The organism is Terrabacter terrae (assembly GCF_039529575.1).
GTDB classification, from domain to species: domain Bacteria; phylum Actinomycetota; class Actinomycetes; order Actinomycetales; family Dermatophilaceae; genus Terrabacter; species Terrabacter terrae.
In genome coordinates, this window is record NZ_BAAANB010000021.1 from 185,524 (window position 1) to 205,775 (window position 20,252).

Below are 20,252 nucleotides of genomic sequence, written 5' to 3' on the forward strand. Positions count from 1 at the left end.
CGTGGTCGGCAGGGCGGCATACCGGCGCGCCCTGCCGGCCCCGGCCTCGCGGCCGATCGCGTATGCCGGGTGGCGCGCCTCGCGCGTCAGCTCGCGGGGTGCGCGGCGGCGCAGGACTGGTGCAGCTGCGTCAGCAGCTCGGCCACGGCCTGCTCGTCGTCCACGCGGTAGCGGGCGGCGGTCGAGCCGGTGCCGACCTTGACGGTGACGTCCTCGGGGCGGCGCATCCGGGTGAAGGCGTCCTCGTCGGTGACGTCGTCGCCGAGGTAGAGCCGGGCGGCGGCGCCGACGTGTCGGCCGAGAGCGGTCACCGCCGAGCCCTTGTCGGCGTGGGAGACTGACAGCTCGAGCACCGACTTGCCCTTCAGCACCTTCACGCCCGGGTGGTCGAGCGCGACGCGGCGGGCGTCGGCGATCGCGGCGTCGCCGGCCTCGCGCGGGATGCCGCGCACGTGGACGACGACGGCCGCCGACTTGTGCTCGACGTTCGCCTCGGGATGGTGCTCGCTGACGAGCGCCTCGATGTCGGAGCGCAGCCCGGCGAGCGTCACCTCGTCGTCGGGGGTCACTGCGGCGGCCTCCATGGCCTCGCGGACGGCCGCGCTCGAGGACTCCGCACCGTGGCTGCCGATGAGCACGAGCGGCTCCTCCTCACCGATCCCGGTGAGGGTGCGCAGGGTCTCCAGGTCCCGGCCGGAGACGACCGCCACGTGCACCCCGGGCAGGGCCGCGAGCGCACGAAGGGTGTCGATGGTGCCGGGCAGCGGGGTCGCCTGCATCGGGTCCGCAACCAGCGGTGCGAGCACCCCGTCGTAGTCGGTGGCGACGAGCAGGCTCTGCACCGACGCGGCACGGGCCACCGCGTCGGAGAGCGGCTCCTGGTCCTTCACGACCGGGCCCACTCGGTGTCGGTGTCCGTGCCGCTCTCGGACGCGGTGTCGCCGTCGGCCGTCTTGTCGGAGCTGCCGTATGGGGCGCTGTCGGCCTGCGGCTCGGGCATGCGCGGCGTCGCCTCCGCGTGCGGGACCGGCCGCTGGCGCGGCTCGGGCGCCGGCAGCTCGGGCGCTGCGGCGAGGGCTGCGAGATAGCGGGCCGCCCAGCGCTGCACGTCGTGGTCGGAGACCCGCCGGCGCAGCGCCTTCATGATGCGCTGCTTGTCCTTCTCGGGCGTGTTGATGGCGCGCAGGATCGTCTGCTTGAGGCCCTCGATGTCGTGGGGGTTGCACGCGAACGCCTGGTGCAGCTCGTGCCAGGCGCCGGTGAACTCCGAGAGCACCAGGGCTCCGCCGAGGTCGTGGCGGCACGTGACGTACTCCTTGGCGACGAGGTTCATGCCGTCGCGCAGGGGCGTCACCAGCATGACGTCGGCCGCCAGGAAGAGCGCGGCCATCTCCTCGCGGGGGTAGGAGTGGTGCAGGTAGTGCACGGCCGGCGCGCCGATCTTGCCCAGCTCGCCGTTGATGCGCCCGACGGTCTGCTCGATCTCGGCGCGCAGGATGCGGTAGGCGTCGACACGCTCGCGACTCGGCGTGGCGACCTGCACGAGCGTCACCTCGGGCGGGCCGATGCGTCGCTCGCCCAGCAGCTCCTCGTAGGCCTTGAGCCGGTGCCGGATGCCCTTGGTGTAGTCGAGCCGGTCGACGCCGAGCATGAGGACCTCGGGGTTGCCCAGGCTCTCGCGGATCTCCTTGGCCCGGGCCTTGACCTCCGGCTGCCTGGCCAGCTCCTCGAGCCCCTTGAAGTCGACGGAGATCGGGATCGCCGCCGCGCGCACCTGTCGGTTCTCGCCCTCCACCGTGACGCGGTCACGCCTGGTCTGGGCGCCGAGCAGCTGGCGGCACGCGCGGATGAAGTTGCGGGCGTCGGCCTGGCGCTGGAAGCCGAGGAAGTCGGCCCCGAGCAGGCCGCCCAGCAGCTGGGTGCGCCACGGCAGCTGCGCGAAGAGCTCGACGGGCGGGAAGGGGATGTGGTTGAACCACCCGATCCGCACGTCCGGGCGCAGCCTGCGCACGAGGGCAGGGACGAGCTGGAGCTGGTAGTCCTGCACCCAGACGGTGGCGCCCTCGGCGGCCACCTCGGCCACGGCCTCGGCAAAACGCTGGTTGACCCGCTGGTAGCTCGACCACCACTCGCGGTGGAAGCTCGCCGGCACGATGACGTCGTGGTAGATCGGCCACAGCGTGTCGTTGGAGAAGCCCTCGTAGTAGTCCCGCACCTCCTCGGCCGACAGCGGCACGGGGTGCAGGTAGATCCCCTCTTCCTCGAACGGCTCGGGGGCCTCGCCCGCGTCGCCGGCCCAGCCGACCCAGGCGCCCGGCTGGCTGCGCATCACCGACTCCATGGCGGTGACGAGCCCGCCCGGGCTGCGGCGCCACTCCACCTCGCCGTCGTCGGTCACGATCTTGTCGACCGGAAGACGGTTCGCGGCGATGACGAGGTCGTAGGTCGGCCGGTCGGTCGACACGCAATCAACTCCCTGACTCGAGGACGGTTCGCGCGCCACGCAGCCCGCCGGCTCCGGGCCGCGACGCGAGGTGACGCCATCGGTCTCACTCTAACGACGGATGACTGGCGCCCGGTGCTGTCCGGCTCTAGGGTCGAGTCAGGGCGTCTCCGGCGGGGGGTGGGCCCCCGGAAGCGCGTCGCACAAGGTGAAGGAGTCGCCGTGAAGATTTCGGACGTGCTGCGCAACAAGGGCACTGAGGTCGTCACCATCAAGCCGGGTGAGACGGTCTCCACGCTGCTGGCCCTGCTGGCCGAGCATCGCATCGGCGCGGTCGTCGTGAGCACCGACGGGGCGACCGTCGAGGGGATCGTCAGCGAGCGCGACGTCGTGCGCCACCTGCACGCGACCGGCACCAGCGTGCTCGACGGTCCCGTCTCCCAGATCATGACGAGCGACGTCACGACCGGTTCGGCCGACGACAACATCGCCGACCTCGCCGGCACGATGACCGAAGAGCGGGTGCGGCACGTGCCCATCGTCGGCGCGGACGGCAAGCTGGCCGCCATCGTGTCGATCGGCGACATCGTCAAGCACCGTCTCTCCGAGCTGCAGTCCGAGCGCGACCAGCTGCGCGACTACATCAGCCACTGACGGCTGGGCCGTCCGCGCCGGAGACTTCGGGGCGCGCTGTGCCGGCGTTCATGGCGAAGGGCCGCGGTCGCATACCGTAGGGACATGACTGCGTACGACCGGACCGCGCGGGTGCCGAGCCCCCGGACCGGCGCGCGCACCGGCGCGCTGCCCGCGGCGTCGGGGTCCTCCCGAGCGGGCACCCTGCAGCGCATCGGGCCCTACCGGCTCATCGAGGAGATCGGCGAGGGTGGCATGGGCGTGGTCCACCTCGCCCTCGACCCTCGCGGTCGGGCGGTGGCCATCAAGGTGCTGCGCTCGCACGTCGCGCACGACGCCGATGCGCGCCAGCGCCTGGCCCGCGAGGTCGACACGCTCTCGCGCATCCGCGACGCCCGGGTCGCCACGGTCATCGACGCGGACGTCATGGCGCCGCGCCCCTACATCGTCACCCGCTACGTCCCCGGTCCGGCGCTCGACGAGGTCGTCGAGGACCACGGCGCGATGGCCCCGGCCGACCTGCTGCGGCTCGCGCGGGGCATCGCCGAGGCCATCCGCTCCATCCACGCCTGCGGGGTCGTGCACCGCGACATCAAGCCCGGCAACGTCCTCATCGAGGACGGTGACCCGGTGCTCATCGACTTCGGCATCGCCCACCTGCAGGATGACGTGCGCCACACGGTGGGCGGCCTCGTCATGGGCACCCCCGGCTACCTGTCACCCGAGCTGGTCGAGGGCGCCGCCATCACCGACGCCACCGACTGGTGGGGCTGGGCTGCCACGATCACGTATGCCGCGTCGGGCCGTCCGCCGTTCGGGCGCGGTCGCATGGACGCCGTGCTCGCCCGCGTCCGCGCCGGCGAGGTCGACCTCGACGGCGTCGACCCGCGCCTCGTCCCCCTCCTGCATGCCTCCCTGTCGCCGGACCCTCGCCTGCGTCCGCACGCCGACGAGGTCATCGCCGCCCTGGAGCTCTACGCCGCAGGGCAGGCTGCCACCGTGCCGAGCCCGAGCGGCAGGCTCTGGGACGACGGTCGGTCCGGTGCGGCCCCCGGCGACACGCAGACGGTGGCGGGCGGGAGCACCGCGGTCATGCCGCCGGTCGCGCCCACCGCCGTCCAGCCCGCTGCGCAGCTCCCCGGGGCCTTCGCACCCCTCATCGAGGAGCCGGGGCGGTGGGCTCCGCCTGCCGGGCGCCAGCGCGTCGCCCCGCCCGCACCGCCGGCACGCGGGCCGCGCTGGGACGACCCACCCGCGTCGTCGGGGGATTGGGACGGCGACTGGGACGACGACGACTGGGATGAGCCGGAGCCGGTCCAGCGGGAGGGTGACCCGCGCATCGGGCTCCCGATGCGCACCGGACTGATCGCGGCCGTCGCGGTGGCCTGGGTCGGCGCCCTGATGGCGTGGCCCGGGATGGCCCTCGTGGCAGTCGCTGCGCTCTCGGCCCTGGCCCGGGCCACCGACCGCTCGGTGACCGCGCTCGTCCTTCGCCGCTACGACTACGGCCGGCGGCGCAGCGACGTGCCCTTCGCCATCGTGTCCAGCCCGTGGCACCTCGTCGTCGGCGCGGTCGCCACGGTGGTCGGCCTGCTGCTGCCGGTGGCGGTCGGGCTCGCCGGTGTCTTCGCGACAGCACTGATGCTGAGCGGGACGCAGGGGAGCGACCTCGGTCCCGGCGCGCCTCCGACCCTGGCCGTGGGCGGGCTGCTCGGCCTCCTGACCCTGTGGTGGGGCCCCGGCGGCGCCTCGCTCCGCCGAGGGTCGCGCTCGATGGCCCGGAGTCTCGTTCCCGCCGGGCTGACCAGCCAGGTCGTGTCCGGCATCCTCGGCGTCTTCGGCGTGGTGGCGGCGGTTGCGGCACTGCGACATGGTGTGAGCTTCACCTGGAATCCCTTCAGCGCCAGCCCATTCGGCCGCTGACACAGCGAGGCGTCAAGCGTCGGAAGGGGGCTGCGCGCCGTGCGCAGCGACGCTGGAAAGCGGGCACGACGCATACGCCGGCTGTGTCGTCGATGTGGGAGCACGGTGAGGTCCGTGTGCAGCTAGCGCATCGGCGCTGAACAGTGGGTCGAGAAAAGATCACGAAATTGTCTCGACGTGGCTTGTGTGGCGTTGAAACCTCACGTACCGTCAATGCTCGGCGGCACCCCGACCTCAGGGTCGGGACGGGGGATCGACACGTGCTCCCGCTCCGCTTCGTCGCGTCCGGCTCCACCCGTGCGCTCTCCACAACTTCACATGGACACCCATAATCCGTTCCCTGTGCGCGCCGAGCCTCGCCAGCCAGGGATGTAGCCCACACCCGTGGGCCGGGCGAGGACGGGGGACCCAGTGCGGCCAGAGCGCCACGCGTGCAACGAAGCACGAGTGACGAGGACTGGCCTGGGGGTGAAGTCGCTTCTGCGACAGGGCACCTGACGCCCCAACCCGACAGCTAACCCCGCAGGCGCGCGTCAGGAAGGAATCACCACCATGCAGTACCTGTCCAAGCACGCTGCGGCGAAGAAGATCTCTGTGAAGCAGCGCCTTGCCGGCGTCGGCATCGCCGGAGCGGCCACCATCGTTGGCGGCCTCGCGACGGCCGGTTCGGCCAAGGCGTCCTCCGTCTGGGACGCGGTTGCCGCGTGCGAGTCGGGTGGCAACTGGCACATCAACACCGGCAACGGCTTCTACGGCGGCCTGCAGTTCACGCCGAGCACCTGGCGCGGCTACGGCGGCGGCGCCTACGCCTCGCGTGCCGACCTCGCCTCCAAGGCCCAGCAGATCGCGATCGCGCAGCGCGTGCTCGCCTCCCAGGGCCCCGGCGCCTGGCCCGTGTGCTCCGTGCGCGCCGGCCTGAGCCGCGGCAACGGCGGTGCCACCTCGAGCTCGATCACGGTCTCGCGTTCGACCGAGCGGGCCCCGGTGACGACGAAGAAGGTCACGACCTACCGGTCCACGACCAAGAAGTCCGTCAGCAAGAAGAAGACGTACGCCGTCCGCCCGGTCGTGCGCACCAACACGGCGCGGGGCGCCCAGATCACCGTCCGCAGCGGCGACACCCTGGGCGAGCTCGCCCAGCGCTACCACGTGGCCGGCGGCTGGAACACCCTCTGGAAGGCGAACGGGGCCCGGATCTCCAACCCCAACCTCATCTTCGTCGGCCAGGTTCTGCGCCTTCCCTGATCGACTGGTAGAACTGAGCCGGACGGCCTCGCGCGACCAACCCCTGGGTTGCGCGGGGCCGTCCTTCTCTGGCCCCGGACCCTGCCTCACGGCCGGCCCGGGGCCGTCCGTTTGCGCTTATGCCGCCGGGCTCCGTTACGCTTTCGCCCGTCCGCGGCGCTCACGTCGGGGGCGTGCTGGCGTGGCGCAATCGGTAGCGCACCTGTCTTGTAAACAGGGGGTTGGGGGTTCGAGTCCCCCCGCCAGCTCTCTGACCAGCACCGACATGGTTGTAGGTGTCCTCCCGGCCTGGTTACCCACCTCTTTGCCACCCTTTTCGCGTGCGGGCGGGATCCTGAGGGGGTCGGCGGACTCCAGCGCAGCGAGTACCCGTGGGTCAGCGAGACCGCGACCGAGGTAGACGTCCGGCGACATCGACACCCGCGCGCTTCGGTTGCTCAGCCCGGCTCGGCAGGGCTGTCGTCCGGCGTCTCGCCCGGTGCGTCTTGCGTGGCAGTGCTGGGAGCACGTGGTGGCAGCCCACGGACTGGGAGGTCGGGGACCGTCTTGCGTGTATCTGGCCGTCGCCGGGTGGCGGCACGCCCGTACCGCGTGGACAGCGGCGCGGCCGAGACGCCGTGCGCGAGAACGCTCAGCAGCACCGTCGTCCCGATGACGGCGACTGCCTCGTGCGCGCCCGTCCCGAGCTCCTCCAGGGCGATGAGCGCGAAGACGAGGGACGCCAGTCCTCGGGGACCGAACCAGCCGATGAACAGGACCGTGTCACGGTCCATGCCGCCGCCGAGCGAGGCCAGCGCCACGGGGACCATGCGCACGAGCGTGAGACTGAGCACGGCATACAGCACCACGGAGAGGGTGATGCCGTCGGCGATGATGGGCAGCGCGATCGCGCCGAAGGCGGTCCACACCAGGAGTGAGACCAGCCCGCTGGCCTGCTCCAGGAAGACGAGCTCGGCGGAGCCGCGTCGACCGGCGACCGCCCCGAACGCCACCCCGCCGCAGAAAGCGGCCACGAACCCGTTGCCCTGCAGGCTCACGGCAGCGGCATACGTGAGCAGGGCAAGGGCGAGGACGGCGATCCCGGTGAAGTCCTCGGCCGCCCAGTGGGCGCGACGGGCCCGCCGCAGCAGCCACGCACCGCCGAGCCCGATGGCGACACCGACGGCCACGCCGATGGCGAGCTCGAGCAACGCCCCGCCGGGACCTTCCATTCCCGCCAGGCCCTCGGCCGCCGACGCGGCGCCGGCGATCGCGACCATGACCACCGGGGTGGCGATGCCGTCGTTGAGGCCGCTCTCGACCGTGATCAACCGACGGATCCGTGCGGGCACGAGCGCGTTGGTCACCACGGGGATGCCGAGTGCTGCGTCGGTGGGGGCCAGTGCGGCCCCGACCAGCAGGGCCAGCCAGACGCCGAGTCCTGGGAGGAGCCATGCGGCGAGCAGCCAGCCGGCCAGGATGGTCAGCGGCAGGCCGACGGCGAGCAGCCGCACGTACTGTCCCGTCCCCTGGCGGAGGTCCTGGACCCGGATCCGCGCCGCGTCGCAGAAGAGCACCCACACGAGGGTGAGCTCGACCAACGGCTTGAGGGTCACGGGCGCGGCCGGCGCGTCGATCAGTCCGAGGACCGCCAGCAGGGCGCCGACCACGGTGAAGACGATCGGCGCGGAGAGGTCCGCTCTCTCCAGCTTGGCGGAGAGCACCCCCCAGCCGAAGATCGCCGCCATGACCAGCGGGACTGCTCCGAGCTCCACTCGACCCGCCCCCTCCGCCGTACCGCGTGCCTTTCGTGCGTTTCGTGCCCTGCTGCGTCAGCCTCCGGCGACGGGGGTGCCGGCGGGCCCCGGCAGCGCTGCGCGGTGCTGCGGGCCACCGCTACGCGGAGCGGCTCACCCGCGTCGCGGGTCAGGGTGAGCACGGTCGTCCAACGGGTCTTGACGGCGCGTTGCACCCGGACCGGGATGTCACCGTGCCGTTGTCGCGGCGCCTCGTTCCGGTAGACGAGGGCCGGGATTCCTGCGACCGCGCATGTGGTCGCCCGAGCCGACGACGGCTTGTTTCTCCTGGCTCTGGCTGGTGGTCATGGTGAGCTCCTCGTCGAACATGCCGGATATCACCACCGTCGCTCACCCCGGCTCATCCCGCTTCACCTTCCCGGGATGAACGTCGCTTCGGACGAGTGGCGCCACGTCCCGCGCCTCGCCGGCTCCCGTCGCGAGGATGTCGGGATTCATGACCGCACCGGCACTGTTCAGGGAGAGGCCTGCCGGCGCGCCCTGTACGCGGCCGGTGAAGAGGGTCAGCCGTGCAAGCCACCCCGGGTCCGCAGCCGCGAGTGTCTGGGCCGCCCGGTAGAAGTGGCGACGGTTGGCGTTGACCGAGCCACGGTCACCTTGTTCTGGAGGACCAGCTCCTTGCCGACATCGACAGGCGACAGGCCGGACAACCGCCCGCCGGCGCCGAGGTCGCGAACCAGGTCGGGCTTGGTCGGGAAGCAGGCTAGGTGCCGGGGGCAGGAGCGGACCCCGTCGGGACGGGGGCTGTGCCTGAAGCAGTGCGCAGGGCTGCGCTGACGAGGCGGGCCGCCTCGGAGATCGTCGCCGTCAGCGGGGTGCCGCCGGCAACCCCCGTGGCCGCGTGGCCCCCGACGTACACCACCGGAACGCCGTTGGTGCGCAGCACCTCGGTGACCGCGGCTGCGGCGTCGACGTCGCCCGAGTGCCGGGCGGCGATGACGGCTGCGTGGGGAGCGCTCGCTCGGACGGCAGCCGGCCAGCTCTCGAGCGGCACGTCGGCCCCGAGGTAGACGACATCGAGTCCGCTGCGGCGCAGGCAGACGGCGAACGCGAGCAGGGGCAGCTCGTGCCGGGATTTCGGTGGCAGGCCGACGAGCACGCGCGGACCCGGCGACGCCGTGGCCTCGAAGAGCGCGGCGAGCCGGCGCATCACCGCCGCCGACACGAAGTGCTCGGCGGCCACGTCGACCTCCCCGGACTCCCACGCGGCGCCGAGCCTCCTGAGCGACGGCATGAGCCAGTCGTCGAGGACTCGCTCGACCGAGGCCAGGGAGAATGCCTCGTCCAGCGCGCCCTGGAGGGCCACGGGGTCGAAGCGCGCGGCGATGTGGGTGAGCGCGTCGTGGTCGCGCAGCGGGGAGGGCGCCGACGCGTCTGCAGCAGGACCGACCGACGAGGCGGGTGCGTCCTGGGCGACTGGAGCGACCGACGCGGGGTCGGTCGCCAGGCGCGCAGCGCGCCGGGCCGGGACCCCGGAGTCGACGAGCAGGCGCATCCGGCGGAACACGTCGACGTCGTCGGCGCTGTAGGACCGGTAGGCGGCGGCGGTGCGGGCCGGTGTGACGACCGCGTAGCGGGACTCCCAGGCGCGCAGGGTGCTGGTCCCGATGCCGGTGAGCTCGGCGACGTCACCGATCGAGTAGCGCGCCTCCGCGTCCATTCCACTCCTAACCCTCTACACAACATTGCGCCGTGCATAGTTCCGTGTAACGCTGATCGTACAGGCATCGACTACCGGAAGGACCCCTCATCATGAACCGAACGCGTACCTGGGCCGGCCTCGCCGTCGCGGGCGCCCTCGCGATCACCGCGGCCGCGGCCGCACCCGCTTCGGCGCACGAGCGCGGCGACGACGCCGGCGGCCGCACCACGGTCGTGCTCAACCCCGAGCTCGTGCCCACCCTCGTCAACACCCTCAAGGTCACGCCCATCGCCCCGGGCCGACTGTCGGCGCCCGGTGGGGTCGCTCAGCTGTCGTTCCCCATCACCGAGGTCGAGGGCAAGGTCGTGTCGCACTCCGGCGGCCTGCGCTTCACCCCGGTGGGCGGCGGCGACCTGCGTATCACCCGGTTCGACGTCAACCTCAACACCGGCTACCTCACCGCCAAGACGAGACTCAACGGCACGAAGCTGCCCGGCCGGGTCAACATCTTCGCCCTCGGCCCGGTCCAGGCCATCAGCGGCTCCGCTCCGGCGTGTGCGGGGGTGGCGGCCGGGCTCACCCTGACCAAGGACGCCGCCAAGGCGCTTGGAGCGCCGGCCTTCGCCGGTGCCTTCGTCGGTGACGCCTGCGTCGTACCCGCCGGCGACGAGCGGGGTGAGGACGACTGACCAGTTGGGCTGCGCGTCTTCGACGCCCCAGGGGCGGCGCACCGACGGTGTGCCGCCCCTGGGGCCGAGTCTCTGAGGCTGGGGACCTGGTGGCCGCTGCTGCCGAAGAAGGCCCGCGCGGCGGCCGGGGCCTGCGTCAGCTCTCGGTCCCGTTGGGCTGAGGCGTCTCGCCCCCATCCGCATCGACACCCTCGTCCGGGTCGGCGTCGCGCGACCGGTCGAAGAGGTGCGCGATCCAGCCGGTGCGGCGCTTGGGCGCCCGGTGGCGTCCCGGAGACTGGGCGTCGGAGGAGTCCGCGCCCTGGCCCTCCGGCGTGGTCGGGGTCGTGGAGGTGTCATCGGCGGCCGCCTGGGCGGCCGCGACGAGGTTCTCGGGGCGAGTACCGGTGGGGAGCTGCAGCGCCTCCGCGAAGGCGGCCGCGCTGGCCGGGCGGTCCTCGGGCTTCTTGGCCAGGCCGGCCATGACCGTGGTCCGCAGCGGCTCGGGGACCGACTCGGGCAGGGGCGGGGCCGGCCGGATGACGTGCGCCAGGGCCGTGGTGATGACGGAGTCGCCGTCGAAGGGCGGCTGGCCCGTCAGCAGCTCGTGACCGATGACCGCCAGCGCGTACAGGTCGCTGGCCGGCGTGGCGGAATGGTTCTGGGCCTGTTCGGGGGACACGTAGTGGGCGGTGCCGAGGAACTCGCCGGCTTGCGTCAGCTGCGACCCCTCGAGAGCCCGGGCGATGCCGAAGTCGGTGAGCCGGGCGTAGCCGTCGGCGTCCACGACGATGTTCGCCGGCTTCACGTCACGGTGCACGACGCCGGCCTCGTGCGCGGCCCGAAGCGCGATCGCCATCTGGTAGAGGATGTCCCGCACCTCGTCGGGCGGCAGCTGCCCCCGCTGCCTGATGATCGTCGAGAGGGGCTTGCCCTCGACGAGCTCCATGACGAGGTACGCGCTGTGCTGGCCCTCGCCGAAGTCGTGCACCGTCACGATGTTCGGGTGCTGCAGCGAGGCACTGTGCAGCGCCTCGGCGCGGAACCGCTGCAGGAACCCGTCGGTCTCCTGGGCGTGCGGTCGGAGGACCTTGACGGCCACCGGCCGATGCAGGGTCTCGTCAGTCGCTCGCCACACCTGCCCCATGCCGCCGGTGCCGATCACGGTCTCGAGCCGGTAGCGGTCGGCGATGAGGAGTCCCTCTTCGTAGTTCATCGTGACCGGCCCCCGAGTGCGGCCACAGCCGTGGCGCCGCCCGTGCCGGGGGCGGAGGCCGTGACCCGCCGGCCCTCGTGGCGCAGACGCATCTACTTCCTGCTTCCTGGTTCAGCGCCGAGTGGTCCAGTCTCCGCCGGCGGCAGCCTGTTGGCAGGGGCTGCTCATCGACTCTGAGGGGGGCGGCGTGGTGATCTTCTTACCCCCTATTCTCGCAGGCTCCCGTCGGGCATCGGTCGGGCCGCCTCGTCGGAGGTGAGGAGGACGACGTTGCCGTCGGGGTCGTCGACCATGGCGGCGTAGGGACCCGCGGTCTGCGTGGGCGGCATACGCGCGGGGTGGCCGGCGGCCACGAGCTCGGCCCAGATCCGGTCGACGGAGGCGTCGTCACCGACGTAGAACTCCAGCAGCTGCTGGTAGCCACCGGTCGGGCGCGACCACGCCGGGTCGTAGGTGGCGGCAAACGACGTCGTCAGCAGCAGGCTGACGCCGCTGCCCATCCGGTGGACGACGACGGGTCGGTCGGGCGGCGGGTCCGGGACGTCGAGGCCGAGGTCGCGGTAGAACGCGATGGACCTGGCGAGGTCGCGCACCTCCAGGACCAGCATGCTCAGCTGGATCTCCATCGGTCACCACCGTCCGCGGTGCACGACCTCGTCGAAGGGGCGTCGATTCAGCCGCTCGATCACGGCCAGGGGCTTGTCCGACGGGTAGCCCACGGAGAGCAGGTAGGCCAGGAAGTGGCCGTCCGGGAAGCCGAGAACGGCCCGGGCCTGGTCCTGGTCCACGGCGGCGGCATGGCCCGTGCCGACCCCGAGGTCGGCCGCGGCGACCATCATCGCGTAGGTCGCCTGGCCGAGGTCGTACTGGAGCAGGGCCGACTTCTGTTCGTCGTCCGGCTCGGGCGCGACGATCGCGATGGCCGCTGCTGCCCGGGCGACGTGCTGCGCGCCCTGCCAGACCTTCGCCAGCTCGACCAGCTGTGCCCGGTCGGTGACGAGGACGAAGTCCCACGGCTGCCAGTTGCCCGCCGACGGGGCGCGTCGACCGGCCTCGAGGATGCGGTCGAGCGCCTCCTCGGGGACGCGCTCCTCCGTGAACTGCCGAACGTTGCGTCGCGCCCGCATGGCGTCCCAGGTCTCCATGGAGACATCGTGCGCCTCGGGCGGCTACGGCGGCCAGCATCGGCTGATCAGGGGTCGGTGTCGGCTCGCGGGCTCCTCCACGTCCATGAGGCGACTCCGATCTGGCAGGCTGTCGCGGCGTGAGTGCTGTCGACGCCGAGACGTTGCGCTTGTTCCTGCACGTGCTGGCCGCCACGGTGTGGGTCGGTGGCCAGATCACCCTCGCCGCCCTCGTGCCGGCGCTTCGCGCGGCCGGGACCGACGTGCCGAGGGCCGCGGCGAACGCATACAACCGGATCGCCTGGCCGGCGTTCGGGCTGCTGGTGCTCACGGGCCTCTGGAACGTGGTGGCTGAAGGTGACAAGGGGCCGGCCTACCAGCACACCTTGATGCTGAAGTACGCGCTGGTGGTCGCCTCCGGCGTGACGGCCTTCGTGCATGCCCGGGTGGCCTCGCGCCGGGCCATGGCGGTCTTCGGGGCGCTGACCGGGCTCACTGCGCTGGCGGCGCTCTTCGTCGGGATCATGCTGGCCCAATGAGTCGTCCGGTCTGCGGTGCCTCCGCAGCGGCAGCGCCGGGGTGGGCCGCCACAGGTGGAAGGGACAGGCAAGGTGGACGTTCGCGTAGGGCTGTGCGGCTGGACGGTCTCGCAGGCCTCGTACGTGCGGCGCTTCCCGGTCGTGGAGGTGCAGCACACGTTCTACGAGCCGCCGGCGGACGCGGTGCTGACGCGCTGGCGGACCCAGGTGCCGGCCGAGTTCGAGTTCACGATCAAGGCCTGGCAGATCGTCACCCACGAGTCCAACAGCCCCACCTACCGACGGCTGAAGCAGCCGCTGCCGGACAGCGCCCATGGCCAGGTCGGGGTATTCCGGACGACACCTGAGGTCCTGGCGGGCTGGGAGCGCCACCCTCAAGACCTGGTCCACGTGGTGGACCCGATGCAGACGGAGACGGTGACGCCGGAGCGGACCTACTACCGGCTGCACGGCACCTCGGGCTCGCGGCACGTCCACACCGATGACGAGCTGCGCCGGCTGCGGGACCTGGTCGACGGCCGACCGTCCCCGTACGTCATGTTCAACAACCTGCCTCGCGTCGGCGACGCGGAGCGGTTCCTCGCCGTGCTCTCCGGTGAAGGTGCCTGAACAGCGGCAGAGCGATCCAGCGTCCGCCGTGGCTCGCGAGGTGGAAGATCTCGGGTATGGCGGGAGGCCGCATACGACTCCGAGGGCTGGCCGTCCTGGGCGCCCGGCCAGGAGCCGGGGTCGTTCACCGTCGTGACTCTGGCGCCCAACCGGACCCTGGTGCTGCGGTCGAGCTACAGCCTGTCCGTGTGGTGGCTCGCCCGACCGCCGCCATCCCCGCGGTGGGGCCTCTTCGGAGAACGGGTGGACGTCGGCCGTGAAGGCACCTTCACGGGGCCGCGGCAGGCGTAGCGTCCGAGAATGCGCAGCTTCCCGGTGACCGACGATATTCGCGACTACGCCGTATCCCACGGGACCTGGCGCCCCGACATCGTCGTGCGTGAGCTGCAGGCGCAGACAGTCGAGCTCGGGGACCCAGCGGGCATGCAGATCGGCGACGACCAGGGCCAGCTGCTCACGATGCTCGCTCGGCTGGTCAACGCGCGCCGAGCGGTCGAGGTGGGAACGTTCACCGGCTACTCGAGCATGTGCATCGCTCGCGGTCTGGCCGAGGACGGTTCCCTGCTGTGCTGCGACGTCAGCGTCGAGTGGACCGAGATCGGCCAACGGGCCTGGGCCGCGGCGGGTTTGGCTGACCGGATCGAGCTGCGCATCGCACCGGCGATCGACACCTTGCGCGCCCTGCCCGCGGACGCGGACATCGACCTGGTCTTCATCGACGCGGACAAGCCCTCGTATGCCGCGTACTGGGAAGAGCTCGTGCCGCGAGTCCGCCCGGGTGGTCTGCTGCTTGCGGACAACGTCCTGTGGAGCGGCCGCATCGCCGACCCGGAGGCAACCGACGCGAACACCAGTGCGCTGCGCGACTTCAACGACCTGGTGGCCTCGGACGAGCGAGTGGAGGCCATGGTCCTCACCGCATTCGATGGACTGACCATCGCCCGACGGCGGTAGCGGACGCGGTGCAAGATGTGAGCGTGGCGTCAGACACTCGGATGGTGGCCTTGGGCTTCGGCAAGTTCGCCCGTGCGGATCGCATCTTCGCCCTCGAGCGGATCACCGGAGAGGAACGCGGTGACGGCCGGCGCACCCGGGTCTGGATCGACGGCATCTCCGATGCGTTGATCGCCTCGAGGACCGAGGGCACCATCCTTCGTGACATGGGCCAGGAGGCAGCCGCGGTCGGCCCGGAGCTCGACGAGGCCTTGGACCTGGCCGCCCGCCTGGCGGCCGCCGCCGAAGAGGGGCGAGTGGACCTCAGCGACCTCGGTCGTCGAGCAAGACGTCTCCTTGCCTCGACGACAGGAAGGGCAGCCGCCTCGGAGCGGGCGGATTGAGCACTCGTCGCTCGACAGGAGCAGAGCGCGAACCGAGCGTCGAACGCCGCTCGTCGCAGCTAACGCGCCCTGGGCTCGACCGCCACTTGCTCCGATTCCGGCCCTCGCCTCAGGCCCGGATGGCTATCGTCTCGCCATGACAGGCGCCATGACGATGAACCGTGTCATCCACGCGGCGGTGCGGCGCGACCTCGGTCGCCTCGAGTCCGCCCTCGCGACTGCGCCCGACGGTGACACGGCCCGCGCCAAGCAGCTGCAGGTCGCCTACGCCCACCTCCACGACCAGCTCAAGCACCACCACGAGGGGGAGGACACGCATGTCTTCCCGTTCCTGGCCAGGGTGGAAGGGGCCACCGAGCTGGTCGAGGTCATGGAGACAGAGCACCAGGCCATGGCGGACGCCCTCGCCGATGTCCGCACTGCGATGGACACCTACGCCTCGACCGGGTCTGCCGGCGACGCTCGCGCCGCTCGGGACGCCATCGTGAGAGCGAACGACGTCGTCGAACGGCACCTGCATCACGAGGAGAACGAGCTCGAGCCGCTCATGCTGCCGCACCTCGAGACGCCCGAGTGGAAGGCCGTCGAGAAGCAGATGCGGCCCGCATCACTGGCCGACTCCGGCCGGTTCATGGCCTGGGTCCAGGACGGGATGCCCGACGAGGAGCGCGCCTACCTGCGCTCCGCGATTCCGGTGCCGGTGACCTTCCTGCTCAGCAGACTTGCCGGCAGGTCGTACCGCCGAGATGTCGCGCCCGCCTGGCAACCCTCAACGTAGAAGTCTCGCTACGCCCCCGGTCTGCGGCTTGTCAGTTGAGCCACTGCTTGATGCAACCCAATTGGCCACCGACGCCGCTCATGAGGGTCCTCACGCAGCCCGGACGACAGCGGCGGTGTCAGGCCGCCCTCGTCAGGCACCTAAGGGCGTGTTTCCCTGGCCGTGTATTCGGAGGCGGCGCGCGGGGCTGTGTGCAGTATGCGAGGGTGCCAGGCCTGGGCGGCGCCAACGCTGTGGACCCGCGATTGCAGCCCGCAGGGCACCCCGAACGTCCTTCTACTTGAGCAGGCGCGGGACGTCGCCCGAGACTTCCGCCTCTCGAGACGACGGAGCAGAGTGGTGGGGGTGAACGGTTTGGAGATGGCCACGGCCGAGCGGAGCGACCTTGCCGACTTCCTGGCGGACCTGGAGCCCGAGCAGTGGCAGGTGAACTCGCTGTGTGAGGGCTGGCGGGTGCGGGATGTGGTGGCCCACGTCATGAGCTTTGATGACCTCAATCTGCTGGGCATGCTCCGCCGTGCCGTCGAGGCCCGGTTCACTGACATCAACCAAGTGGGTGTCGACGAACTCGCATCGCTGGACACAGGACAGCTCCTCGACAGGCTGAGGGCTCATCTGCGGCCCACGGGGCTGGCCACGACCTTGGGGTGCAGGCTCGCCCTCCTGGATGTCACCATCCACCATCAAGACATCCGCCGCCCGCTTTGCAAGCCACGCCAGATCCCGGCTGAGCGGCTGCGCTGCGTGCTGCACGACGCCCTGCTGAGCCCGGAGCTGCCGGGACGACGCCTTGCCCGAGGTGTACAGCTCAAGCCCACCGACCTCGACTGGAGCCATGGCTCCGGACCAGAGGTCGCCGGACCGGCCGAAGCCGTCCTCATGGCCATGACTGGTCGGGGGAGTGCCCTCGAGGAGTTGCACGGTCCCGGAGTATCGGTGGTCGCCGGACGACTCGCCCGGTGACAGTCCATCGGGAAACGACGACTTCAGCCGGTTCCGGCCCGTGCCGGAGACTTCAAACACGCCGCGGCCGCGGACCGACAGGCGGCGATGTGACGCGGGCTGACCGCCCGAGATGTCGCGGGCTCATCGGCGCGCCGAAACGCCCAAGTGCGCGGGGGCTCTAGTGGACAACGCAGCCGGGGCGCACCTCACGGCTGGGCGGGCAGCCGCACGACGAAGCGGCAGCCACCCAGATGGTTGGCCACGGCGACCGTGCCGCGATGAGCCTCGACGAGCCCCTTGACGATGGCCAGCCCCAGTCCGGCACCGGCATACGGCTCGGGGGTCCGGGCCTGGTCGCCACGCCAGGCCACGTCGAAGACGCGGTCGACATCGGCGTCGTCGATCCCGCCGCAGGCGTCGGTCACGGACAGTTCGACCATCGCTCCGGCGTGGTGGCCGCTCACCACCACCACGCCGTCATCCGGCGTGTGGCGGATCGCGTTCATCACCAGGTTGCCGACGACGCGCGACAGTGCTCCGGGGTCGGCCTTGACCTCGAGGCCTGCGTCGATGCACCCGTCGACCGTCACGTTCCGGGAGCGTGCGATCTCGGTCGCCCCGGCGATCGACTCGCTGACCAGGTCGCGCACGCCCACCGGCTGAAGGCTCAGCTGGAGGGTGCCGGCGTGGATGCGCGACAGCTCGAACAGGTCGTCCACCATGACGGTCATCCGGTCCACCTCCGCAAGCATGCGCTGGTGGTAGCGCCGCGGGTCCTCGGCGAGCCCGTCGACGAGGGCCTCGGCCATCGCGCGTAAGCCGGCCAGCGGCGTCCGCAGATCGTGCGACACCCATGCCACGAGCTCACGACGCGATCGTTCCAGGTGCTGTTCGCGCTGCTGTGCGGCGTGGAGCCGCTCATGGCTGCGGGCCAGTTCCGTTCCCACGTCACGTAATTCCCGCGGGCCGTCCGCCAGCGCGGCGACCGTCGTCCTCCCGCCGATCTTGCCGGCCAGCTCACGCAGCCCCTGCGCCGCCCGGACGACGACGCGCGACATCAGGGCTGCGCAGCCGATGGACACCACGCCCGAGACGGCGCAGACGACCATGACGACACGGAGGTCGTGGTCCGAGAGGAACATCGCTCGGGAGGTTCCCACGACCCCAGACAGCACACCGGCGATCGCCGCCGCGGCGATCAGCCCGAGCGCCACCCGGATGGACGCGCTCCGGACACGCCAGGCCACGGCCGCGCAGACCGCCCCGGCGACGCCGGACCAGGCCGCGGCGATGAGGACCACGGCGAGCATGTCACTCATGACGGGTCCCAGCGGTACCCGACGCCCCACACCGTCACCAACCTGACGGGCGTGGTGGGGTCCGCCTCGACCTTCTCGCGCAGCCGGCGGACGTGCACCGTGACGGTCGACTGGTCCCCGAAGGACCAGCCCCAGACGTCCTTGAGCAGGGCCTCACGGCCCCAGACCATCCGCGGATGCGCCATCAGGAAGTACAGCAGGTCGAACTCGCGTAGCGTCAGGGCGAGCGGTTCCCCATCGAGGGTGGCCTGTCGGCGGGCCGGGTCGATGACCAGGTCGGCGTCGGACAGCACCGCCCCCCGGTCGTCGCGCTGACCCACCCGGCGCAATACCGAGTCGACGCGGAGCGCCAGCTCGCGCGGGCTGAATGGCTTCGTCACGTAGTCGTCGGCCCCCAGCCTCAAGCCCACCAACCGGTCGGTCTCGGATCCCAGCGCCGTGAGCATGATGACTGGGACGTCCGAGCTCTCTCGGAGACGGGCACACACCTCCAGGCCGCCGAGGCCGGGAAGCATCAGGTCGAGCACGACCAGGTCCGCCTGGTGCCGCTGCACAGCGGTCAGCGCGGCTTCGCCGTCCCCCGCCTCGGTGACGGTGTGCCCTGCGGCGCGCAGGTAGGACACGACGACCTCGCGCACCGTGCGGTCGTCGTCGACGACGAGGACCTCAGCCATCCCGGCCTCCCATGGGTCAACGCTAGAAGCCCTCCGCCCGCCTCGCGTCCTGAACTCCTCAGGAGACGGTGAAGGCATGCGAGGGTGCCCGCCCGTGGGTGCGGGCGGGCCCTCGCGGTCGTTCAGTCCTCAGCCAGCCCGGAGGTGCCGTATGCCGTGGCGGCAGCCGTCCCGATCGGGGTGAGGGAGCCGTTCGGGGCGATCCGATACGAGGCGACCGAGCCGTCACCGAGTCGAACCGACAGCGAGGTCTGGTCGGGTGAGACGGCCGCGTCAGTGGGCCCGGCCGCGGTTGTGGCCGCGACGGCGGACTTCAGGGTCAGGGACCCGTTGGGCGCGATCCGGTAGCTGGAGATGGAGTTGCTGGCGGCGTTCACGACATAGGCGTTGCCCCGAGCGACCACGACCCAGCATGCGGCCTTCTGCGCATCGCCCAGGGCGGCGGTGATGGTCTTGAACGGACGGACCCGATACGAGGACGCCGAGCCGGTGGCCGCCTCGGACACGACGACGTGCCCGCGGTCGTCGAAGTCGAACCCGTACGGCGTTGTGCCGGCAGATCCGTGCGCCCTGGCCTGGCCGGCATACCCGCGGACCACCGCGAAGGTGTCGATGGTGTTGGTCGCCTTCTCCGTCACGACCAGGTCGCCCCCGTCAGGAGTGAAGGAAACCTGGGCACCACCAGCCGTGCCACCGGCCGGGTTCGGCGTCAGGGCTCGGGTCGAGCCCCGAAGGGAGTTCAGGCGTCCCGAGGCGTCGTAGCGGAACCCGTGGATCGTGTCACTGCCCTGGTCGAGCACGTACGCGATGCCATCCCGAGCGGTCACGCTGACGGGAAAGTCGCCATGGGTGCTGATCCGGTCGCGCAGCACCAGGCCGTGCCCCGAAACGGCCAGCGTCGAGAGCGTGTCGTCTCCGGCATTGACCACGAAGAGGATTCGGCCGTCACGGGCGACCCCACCCTGCGAGTTCAGCGAGGTGCCGGAACCCAACCCGCCGGTCGACACGCTGCCGACCCTGTGAAGCGAGCCGTCGGCGGCGCGGTCCAGGACGGTGATCGCGTTCCCGCCCGCGGCGTTGGTGGCTTCGTAGACGTGTCCCACGACGCCGCCCTTGTGAGCCGAGGCGCCCCCGGCAGCTCCTACGAGCAGCGCTCCTGCTGCTGCGATGACCATGAGGGGTGTGCGGGTGGACCAGGTGGTGTTCATGACGTTGACCTTTCGCGTGGCCTGATCTTGCCGATGACCGAATCAACCACCGCCGCGGGCCACCACCACCTTCGCGGCGCCCTCGGTAAGGGCTTCGTAAGACATGTGAAACCAGGTTCCGCACGGAACCTAACGTCGGCACCGGCTCGCCTG

General features: G+C 71.4%; 20 protein-coding genes, 1 tRNA gene and 1 riboswitch. Of the genes, 11 read left to right on the forward strand and 10 right to left on the reverse strand.

Annotated elements, in window-relative coordinates; all coding sequences use genetic code 11:
• Nucleotides 1-86 precede the first annotated feature (86 nt).
• On the reverse strand, nucleotides 87-890 hold the full coding sequence (otsB, locus tag ABD194_RS11000; RefSeq protein WP_343991207.1) for a trehalose-phosphatase: 804 nt from the start codon (nucleotides 888-890) through the stop codon (nucleotides 87-89).
• Nucleotides 887-2,464, reverse strand: a complete 1,578-nt coding sequence (locus ABD194_RS11005; RefSeq protein WP_343991210.1) for an alpha,alpha-trehalose-phosphate synthase (UDP-forming) — start codon at nucleotides 2,462-2,464, stop codon at nucleotides 887-889. Before ABD194_RS11005 ends, otsB begins: the two co-directional genes overlap by 4 nt.
• A gap of 201 nt (nucleotides 2,465-2,665) precedes the next feature.
• On the opposite strand from ABD194_RS11005, the gene ABD194_RS11010 reads away from it, so the two are divergent.
• From ABD194_RS11010 to ABD194_RS11025, 4 genes are all read left to right on the forward strand, one after another.
• The gene (locus ABD194_RS11010) at nucleotides 2,666-3,097 is read left to right on the forward strand and encodes a CBS domain-containing protein (protein ID WP_343991212.1); all 432 of its coding nucleotides are present in this window, start codon (nucleotides 2,666-2,668) and stop codon (nucleotides 3,095-3,097) included.
• Between the two features lie 84 nt (nucleotides 3,098-3,181).
• The gene (locus tag ABD194_RS11015) at nucleotides 3,182-4,999 is read left to right on the forward strand and encodes a serine/threonine-protein kinase (protein ID WP_343991214.1); all 1,818 of its coding nucleotides are present in this window, start codon (nucleotides 3,182-3,184) and stop codon (nucleotides 4,997-4,999) included.
• Nucleotides 5,000-5,399: 400 nt separating this feature from the next.
• Nucleotides 5,400-5,522, forward strand: a riboswitch (cyclic di-AMP (ydaO/yuaA leader).
• A 29-nt stretch (nucleotides 5,523-5,551) separates the two neighbouring features.
• Complete coding sequence (locus tag ABD194_RS11020; RefSeq protein ID WP_343991216.1) at nucleotides 5,552-6,244, forward strand: transglycosylase family protein; 693 nt, start codon at nucleotides 5,552-5,554, stop codon at nucleotides 6,242-6,244.
• 175 nt (nucleotides 6,245-6,419) lie between these two features.
• Nucleotides 6,420-6,492, forward strand: a tRNA-Thr gene (locus ABD194_RS11025).
• A gap of 189 nt (nucleotides 6,493-6,681) precedes the next feature.
• Here the strand turns inward: ABD194_RS11025 and ABD194_RS11030 are convergent.
• Complete coding sequence (locus ABD194_RS11030) at nucleotides 6,682-7,998, reverse strand: cation:proton antiporter domain-containing protein (protein ID WP_343991218.1); 1,317 nt, start codon at nucleotides 7,996-7,998, stop codon at nucleotides 6,682-6,684.
• A gap of 745 nt (nucleotides 7,999-8,743) precedes the next feature.
• Nucleotides 8,744-9,700: a MerR family transcriptional regulator gene (locus ABD194_RS11035; protein WP_343991220.1), complete on the reverse strand. Its 957-nt coding sequence runs from the start codon at nucleotides 9,698-9,700 to the stop codon at nucleotides 8,744-8,746.
• Nucleotides 9,701-9,792: 92 nt separating this feature from the next.
• Here ABD194_RS11035 and ABD194_RS11040 point away from each other — a divergent pair, with 92 nt between their 5' ends.
• Entirely contained in the window at nucleotides 9,793-10,371 is a 579-nt protein-coding gene (locus ABD194_RS11040; protein WP_343991222.1) for a hypothetical protein, read from the forward strand.
• Nucleotides 10,372-10,507: 136 nt separating this feature from the next.
• Here the strand turns inward: ABD194_RS11040 and ABD194_RS11045 are convergent, their stop codons facing one another.
• The 3 genes from ABD194_RS11045 to ABD194_RS11055 form a co-directional block, all read right to left on the reverse strand.
• The gene (locus ABD194_RS11045; RefSeq protein ID WP_343991224.1) at nucleotides 10,508-11,566 is read right to left on the reverse strand and encodes a serine/threonine-protein kinase; all 1,059 of its coding nucleotides are present in this window, start codon (nucleotides 11,564-11,566) and stop codon (nucleotides 10,508-10,510) included.
• Nucleotides 11,567-11,772: 206 nt separating this feature from the next.
• Nucleotides 11,773-12,192 (reverse strand): VOC family protein, encoded by a 420-nt coding sequence (locus ABD194_RS11050; protein ID WP_343991226.1) that lies wholly within the window; start codon nucleotides 12,190-12,192, stop codon nucleotides 11,773-11,775.
• 3 nt (nucleotides 12,193-12,195) lie between these two features.
• Entirely contained in the window at nucleotides 12,196-12,711 is a 516-nt protein-coding gene (locus ABD194_RS11055; RefSeq protein ID WP_343991228.1) for a nitroreductase family protein, read from the reverse strand.
• Between the two features lie 119 nt (nucleotides 12,712-12,830).
• Between ABD194_RS11055 and ABD194_RS11060 the strand changes: the two genes are divergently transcribed.
• The 6 genes from ABD194_RS11060 to ABD194_RS11085 all read left to right on the forward strand — a co-directional run bounded on the left by ABD194_RS11060 (nucleotide 12,831) and on the right by ABD194_RS11085 (nucleotide 16,916).
• A complete protein-coding gene (locus ABD194_RS11060) occupies nucleotides 12,831-13,229 on the forward strand; it encodes a hypothetical protein (protein ID WP_343991230.1) in 399 nt (132 codons plus the stop codon).
• Between the two features lie 72 nt (nucleotides 13,230-13,301).
• Nucleotides 13,302-13,838: a DUF72 domain-containing protein gene (locus ABD194_RS11065; protein WP_343991232.1), complete on the forward strand. Its 537-nt coding sequence runs from the start codon at nucleotides 13,302-13,304 to the stop codon at nucleotides 13,836-13,838.
• A 300-nt stretch (nucleotides 13,839-14,138) separates the two neighbouring features.
• Complete coding sequence (locus ABD194_RS11070; RefSeq protein ID WP_343991234.1) at nucleotides 14,139-14,792, forward strand: O-methyltransferase; 654 nt, start codon at nucleotides 14,139-14,141, stop codon at nucleotides 14,790-14,792.
• Between the two features lie 23 nt (nucleotides 14,793-14,815).
• Nucleotides 14,816-15,175, forward strand: coding sequence for a hypothetical protein (locus ABD194_RS11075; RefSeq protein WP_343991236.1), 360 nt, complete (start codon nucleotides 14,816-14,818; stop codon nucleotides 15,173-15,175).
• Nucleotides 15,176-15,311: 136 nt separating this feature from the next.
• Nucleotides 15,312-15,953, forward strand: a complete 642-nt coding sequence (locus ABD194_RS11080; protein WP_343991238.1) for a hemerythrin domain-containing protein — start codon at nucleotides 15,312-15,314, stop codon at nucleotides 15,951-15,953.
• 345 nt (nucleotides 15,954-16,298) lie between these two features.
• A complete protein-coding gene (locus tag ABD194_RS11085; RefSeq protein ID WP_343991240.1) occupies nucleotides 16,299-16,916 on the forward strand; it encodes a maleylpyruvate isomerase family mycothiol-dependent enzyme in 618 nt (205 codons plus the stop codon).
• Between the two features lie 188 nt (nucleotides 16,917-17,104).
• Here ABD194_RS11085 and ABD194_RS11090 read toward each other — a convergent pair whose 3' ends face one another.
• The 3 genes from ABD194_RS11090 to ABD194_RS11100 all read right to left on the reverse strand — a co-directional run bounded on the left by ABD194_RS11090 (nucleotide 17,105) and on the right by ABD194_RS11100 (nucleotide 20,099).
• Nucleotides 17,105-18,217: a sensor histidine kinase gene (locus ABD194_RS11090; RefSeq protein ID WP_343991242.1), complete on the reverse strand. Its 1,113-nt coding sequence runs from the start codon at nucleotides 18,215-18,217 to the stop codon at nucleotides 17,105-17,107.
• Nucleotides 18,214-18,891 carry a response regulator transcription factor gene (locus ABD194_RS11095; RefSeq protein ID WP_343991244.1) on the reverse strand — a complete coding sequence of 226 codons (678 nt, stop codon included), beginning with the start codon at nucleotides 18,889-18,891 and terminating at the stop codon, nucleotides 18,214-18,216. The genes ABD194_RS11090 and ABD194_RS11095 overlap by 4 nt, the downstream gene beginning before the upstream one ends.
• Nucleotides 18,892-19,013: 122 nt before the next feature.
• The gene (locus tag ABD194_RS11100; RefSeq protein ID WP_343991246.1) at nucleotides 19,014-20,099 is read right to left on the reverse strand and encodes a lactonase family protein; all 1,086 of its coding nucleotides are present in this window, start codon (nucleotides 20,097-20,099) and stop codon (nucleotides 19,014-19,016) included.
• Nucleotides 20,100-20,252: the final 153 nt, after the last annotated feature.

Coding starts and splice junctions, on each gene's coding strand:
- ABD194_RS11050 (WP_343991226.1), bottom strand. CDS start 12,192: ATGGAGATCCAGCTGAGCATGCTGGTCCTGGAGGTGCGCGACCTCGCC.
- ABD194_RS11055 (WP_343991228.1), bottom strand. CDS start 12,711: ATGGAGACCTGGGACGCCATGCGGGCGCGACGCAACGTTCGGCAGTTC.
- ABD194_RS11035 (WP_343991220.1), bottom strand. CDS start 9,700: ATGGACGCGGAGGCGCGCTACTCGATCGGTGACGTCGCCGAGCTCACC.
- ABD194_RS11020 (WP_343991216.1), top strand. CDS start 5,552: ATGCAGTACCTGTCCAAGCACGCTGCGGCGAAGAAGATCTCTGTGAAG.
- ABD194_RS11100 (WP_343991246.1), bottom strand. CDS start 20,099: ATGAACACCACCTGGTCCACCCGCACACCCCTCATGGTCATCGCAGCA.
- ABD194_RS11095 (WP_343991244.1), bottom strand. CDS start 18,891: ATGGCTGAGGTCCTCGTCGTCGACGACGACCGCACGGTGCGCGAGGTC.
- ABD194_RS11080 (WP_343991238.1), top strand. CDS start 15,312: ATGACAGGCGCCATGACGATGAACCGTGTCATCCACGCGGCGGTGCGG.
- ABD194_RS11045 (WP_343991224.1), bottom strand. CDS start 11,566: ATGAACTACGAAGAGGGACTCCTCATCGCCGACCGCTACCGGCTCGAG.
- ABD194_RS11070 (WP_343991234.1), top strand. CDS start 14,139: ATGCGCAGCTTCCCGGTGACCGACGATATTCGCGACTACGCCGTATCC.
- ABD194_RS11040 (WP_343991222.1), top strand. CDS start 9,793: ATGAACCGAACGCGTACCTGGGCCGGCCTCGCCGTCGCGGGCGCCCTC.
- ABD194_RS11090 (WP_343991242.1), bottom strand. CDS start 18,217: ATGAGTGACATGCTCGCCGTGGTCCTCATCGCCGCGGCCTGGTCCGGC.
- ABD194_RS11015 (WP_343991214.1), top strand. CDS start 3,182: ATGACTGCGTACGACCGGACCGCGCGGGTGCCGAGCCCCCGGACCGGC.